Annotated in this window: 2 pseudogenes; one reads left to right on the top strand and one right to left on the bottom strand. The window is 67.9% G+C overall.

The features are described from left to right. Positions 1–117: 117 nt before the first annotated feature. A pseudogene (locus KN815_RS52575) lies at positions 118–793 on the top strand (hypothetical protein); the annotation flags it as partial. 168 nt (positions 794–961) lie between these two features. Here KN815_RS52575 and KN815_RS17840 read toward each other — a convergent pair. Beyond that, positions 962–1,309: pseudogene (locus KN815_RS17840) on the bottom strand (hypothetical protein); the annotation flags it as partial. Between the last annotated feature and the right edge of the window lie 123 nt (positions 1,310–1,432).

Genomic DNA, 1,432 nt, shown 5'->3' with positions numbered 1-1,432 from the left:
CGGAAACCTCATCCGCCCTGGTGGAGGGCGGTTCTTCGTGTTTCCCGTAATGTTGGCCACGGTCGCTCGAGCTGGGGATCTCGTGGAGCTGCTATCAAGGCGTCATGATGATCGATCGTGCTGCTGCGACTGGCTTACCCGGGTGTGACGAACGCGTTCTCGATGCTTCGCCTGCTGCCGATGACGGCCGGGGCAAGGACGCGGAGATCCTCGCTCTGCGCCATCAGACCACCGTGCTGGAACGCCAACTCGGGAAGTAAAAAGTCCGGTTCACGTCGAGCGATCGGGCGTTCCTGGCGGCGCTGTTGCACCGGCTGCCGCTGCACGTCCTGCGACGGTTACGGCTACTCATACCTCCCGACACGGCGCTGCGCTGGCACCGCGACCTCGTCGCACGCCGCCGTGCCGTCTCCTGCCGGCCCAAGGGCCCGGGACGGCCGCGCACGGTGCGCCGGTCCGCTATGAGCCCGCCGACCGGTTCTGGTTCGCCACCCTGTCCGGGCTGATACCCCGGCGCCACTGAGGCGAGACCTTACCCGTCACCCCCGGCACCCTGCTTGCCTGGCACCGCAGGCTCATCGCCGCAAAGTGGGACTATACCGAGCGCCGGGGCACCGGCCGCCCACCCACCATGGCAGCGATCAAGAAGCCCGTCCTGCGGCTGGCCCGGAACAATCCGACGTGGGGGCACCGGCGGTTCCAAGGGGAGCTGACCCGATTCGGACACCGGATCGCCGCCTCGACCGTCTGGGAGATCCTCAACGCGGTCGGCATCGACCCTTCTCCACTACGAACGAGGCCCATGCCCGCCAGGTCCTTGCAGCCTATGAGCGGCACTACAACCAGCACCGCCCCCATCAAGTCCGCAGCCAGTTACCGCCCGACGCCGACTACCAACCCGCCACGGGGCACGACCTCAGCCCCCGCAAAGTCCTACGCAACCGAATCCTCGGTGGCGTCATCAACGAGTACGGCTATGCGGCATGACGTGCAGCGACAAAGCCCCGGACGGCGCGCCGCAGGCCGGGAAGGCATCCACATGCCCCCGAGCACCGGGCACAGCGTCGGCGGGGCCGCTCTGCCCGCGTTCGTCGGCGGCGCCCTTGAGACCCTTGGCACCTGGATGGTAGGCCGCAGTAGCGATCAGCGGCATCGCCGGATCGAGCGTGTTCGTGCCGTAGCCGCCGAGCACAAGGTCGACCTCGTCCACGTCCATCAACCGCCGGTAGATGTCGGGGACCAGCGTGCCGTCGGTTCGATCGTCGTAGCCGACGAGCTGGACGGGACCCCCGAGCAGTCCGCCGCGGCTGTTGAGATGTTTCTGCGCTTTTCTTCATGCTGTGCCGTCGCCGACCGCTCGTTGGAACACGGGGAGGCGGGTCGGGCGCTCACGGCCGTGAGCGCCCGACCCGCCTCCCCGTGTTCCAACGAG

Origin of the sequence: Streptomyces niphimycinicus (genome assembly GCF_018883605.1) — a bacterium.
In the GTDB taxonomy this organism is placed as follows: domain Bacteria; phylum Actinomycetota; class Actinomycetes; order Streptomycetales; family Streptomycetaceae; genus Streptomyces; species Streptomyces niphimycinicus.
Note: the sequence above shows the minus strand (reverse complement) of the source record. Positions and strands in the feature narration are given on the sequence as shown.